This window comes from Bacillus sp. MBGLi79, from assembly GCF_002953915.1.
The window spans coordinates 2,122,583-2,125,608 of the sequence record NZ_CP026521.1; the positions used below are offsets into that span (position 1 = coordinate 2,122,583).

Annotated in this window: 4 protein-coding genes; all 4 read left to right on the plus strand. The window is 47.1% G+C overall.

The genetic code is table 11. The features are described from left to right. Nucleotides 1–114: 114 nt before the first annotated feature. The gene (gene spoVS, locus C1T29_RS10825; RefSeq protein WP_003181955.1) at nt 115–375 is read left to right on the plus strand and encodes a stage V sporulation protein SpoVS; all 261 of its coding nucleotides are present in this window, start codon (nt 115–117) and stop codon (nt 373–375) included. Nucleotides 376–480: 105 nt separating this feature from the next. Next, nucleotides 481–1,401, plus strand: coding sequence for a dipeptidase (locus tag C1T29_RS10830; protein WP_208945693.1), 921 nt, complete (start codon nt 481–483; stop codon nt 1,399–1,401). A 124-nt stretch (nt 1,402–1,525) separates the two neighbouring features. Then, nucleotides 1,526–2,569: an L-threonine 3-dehydrogenase gene (tdh, locus tag C1T29_RS10835; protein WP_103749103.1), complete on the plus strand. Its 1,044-nt coding sequence runs from the start codon at nt 1,526–1,528 to the stop codon at nt 2,567–2,569. Between the two features lie 14 nt (nt 2,570–2,583). Next, nucleotides 2,584–3,026 (plus strand): aminotransferase class I/II-fold pyridoxal phosphate-dependent enzyme (locus C1T29_RS24775; protein WP_231516554.1); only part of this gene is annotated, 443 nt, incomplete at its 3' end.

Here is a 3,026-nt window from a genome sequence, read left to right on the forward strand (position 1 = left end):
CCTGCTATTTTTGAAAAGCAATTAAAAGGGGATGGCTTTGAAAATAGCAACATCTAATAATGATTGTTCTAATGAACACTCACTTATCCATTGTAAACTTAAGGGGGAGCAGGAATGGAAATATTAAAGGTTTCAGCAAAATCAAATCCAAACTCGGTCGCAGGTGCGCTCGCAGGAGTCTTGAGGGAACGAGGAGCTGCAGAAATTCAAGCAATCGGAGCCGGAGCATTAAATCAGGCTGTTAAAGCGGTAGCGATTGCACGGGGATTTGTAGCACCGAGCGGTGTGGATCTGATTTGCATTCCGGCGTTTACGGACATTCAAATTGACGGTGAAGAACGAACAGCGATTAAGCTAATCGTAGAGCCTCGCTGATAGAAAAATCACTCTTTTTCAAATGCTTCAACCTGCTTACTTTCACGTAAGCGGGTTGTTTTTGGTTTAGCCGTTTTTGAAAAATGCAGCCGGGAGAGGATGAACGTGAAAATTTTTGATGCCCATTCTGATTTGCTGCTGAAGCTCTGGAAAAATCCGAAGCTTAATGAGTACAGTGACCCGTCGCTTCAAACGCCGGTTCAGGCTCTGTTAAACGGAAAGGCGAAAGTGCAGTGTCTGGCGATTTTTCTGCCCGAAACCGTACCCGACACAATAAGGCTTGAAATGGCGCTCGTGCAGATCCGGCTGTTTCACGAAAAAATTGCAAAGTACAAGCGGATCAAACTGATCAAACATAAAGCCGATATCGACAAGCTCAAAAGCGATGAAACCGGCATCATTCTAACGATGGAAGGCTGTGAGCCGATCTCAAAAAACTTAAGGCTGGGTGAGATCTTTTTTCAGCTCGGCGTCAGAAGTTTCGGCCTGACGTGGAACTGGGCCAATACGTTCGCAGACGGCGCTTTAGAAGAAAGAAACGCAGGTTTGACTTCTTACGGGGAAAGGCTGATTCGCAAGGCGAACAAAAACCGGGCATGGACCGATCTCTCCCATTTATCAGAGAAAAGCTTTTGGGGTGCGGTTGAAACGGCAGCGTATCCGATCGCCTCTCATTCGAATGCGCACAGCCTTTGCCCTCATCCGAGAAATTTAAAAGACGATCAAATCAAAGCGCTTATTGAAAAGAACGGCGTCATCGGCTTGACATTTGTCCCTGAATTCGTGAGAAACGGAAAAACGCCTGTGATCAAAGATATCCTCTCACATATTGACCATGTCTGCTCTTTGGGAGGCGAGCGGCATATCGGATTCGGATCTGATTTTGACGGCATCGACCGGGTCATTCCGGGTCTGGAAGCCCACAAAGATTACGGGAATCTGATCGAAGCGCTGCAGCGCTCATATACACCAAGTCAAGTCGACGGATTTCTCTTTCAAAATTTCTTCAGCCGCATCCCATTTTAAAAAAATATCATACATTTTTCAGAGGGTGTTCATCTGTTTTTCTCAAGAGGACACAGATGTTTACCAATATGAATTATCGTGCTACAATCCTTTTGTAAAGCGATTTTGCAAAGGGGGTCTGTTCATCTTGGACGGAAATATGAAAGCGCTTATCAAGAAGCCGGGGGAGCCGGGCGCCAGCTTCGAGCTCGTCCCGATACCGAAGATCGACAAACACGAGGTGCTGATCAAAGTCAAAGCCGCATCAATTTGCGGAACCGATGTCCATATTTATAATTGGGATGAATGGGCGAAAAGCAGGGTGAAACCGCCTTATGTGTTTGGCCACGAATTTTCCGGCGAGGTTGTACTAGTGGGGGAAAATGTGACTGCGGTACAAGAAGGGGAGTATGTTTCGGCAGAAACGCACATCATTTGCGGAAAGTGCCTGCCGTGTTTAACCGGAAAAGAGCATGTCTGCAGAAAAACGCTGATTCTCGGTGTCGATACAGACGGCTGTTTTGCTGAATATGTCAAAGTGCCTGCCGCAAACATTTGGAAAAATCCGGACGGCATGCCTGAGGATCTCGCTTCTATTCAAGAACCGCTCGGAAACGCCGTGCATACGGTTCTGACGGGAATGACAGCTGGAGTGAAAGTCGCTGTCGTCGGCTGCGGACCGATCGGATTGATGGCCGTGGCAGTTGCAAAAGCGTCAGGCGCGTCACAAGTGATCGCCATCGATAAAAACGAATACAGGCTCGACCTTGCATTGCAAATGGGGGCAACCGATATCATCTCCGTTGAAAAAGAAGATCCGCTCAAAAATGTAAGCGCTTTAACTGGTGGTGAAGGAGCGGACTTGGTTTGCGAAATGTCAGGCCATCCGACGGCCATCCGCCAAAGTTTAAAAATGGCTGCGAACGGAGGGCGGGTGCATGTCTTAAGTCTGCCTGAGCATCCCGTATGCATCGACATGACAAATGATATCGTCTTTAAAGGATTGACGGTTCAGGGAATTACCGGCCGCAAAATGTTTGAAACGTGGAGGCAGGTCAGCGGTCTTCTCCAGTCCGGTACGATTCAAATCAAGCCTGTCATCACCCACCGTTTCCCGATGGAAGAGTTTGAAAAAGGCTTTGAACTGATGAGAAAAGGGCAATGCGGAAAAGTCGTATTGATACCGTGAAGGGAGAGATGGATATGAAAGAATTTAATTTTTTAGCTTCCGAGCTTGATACAATGAAAGAAAACGGAACTTTTCAGGAACTGCCGATCATCGAATCGCTGCAAGGATCAACGGTCAAAATGCAGGGAAAAGACATCATTCAGCTTTCATCCAATAACTATCTCGGGTTGACGTCACATCCGCGCCTCCAAAAAGCGGCCGAAGAGGCGGTAAAACGGTACGGAGCTGGAACGGGATCGGTCCGGACAATAGCCGGAACATTCACCATGCATGATGAGCTCGAAAAGAAGCTCGCTTCATTTAAAAATACTGAAGCTGCGCTCGTATTCCAGTCCGGTTTCACCGCAAATCAAGGCATTCTTTCAAGCATTCTCACCAAAGATGATATCGTCATCTCAGACGAATTAAACCATGCTTCCATCATTGACGGCATCAGACTTACCAAAGCGGGCAAAAA

Excerpts from the sequence above, each read along its gene's own strand:
- spoVS (WP_003181955.1), top strand. The coding sequence starts at position 115 with ATGGAAATATTAAAGGTTTCAGCAAAATCAAATCCAAACTCGGTCGCA.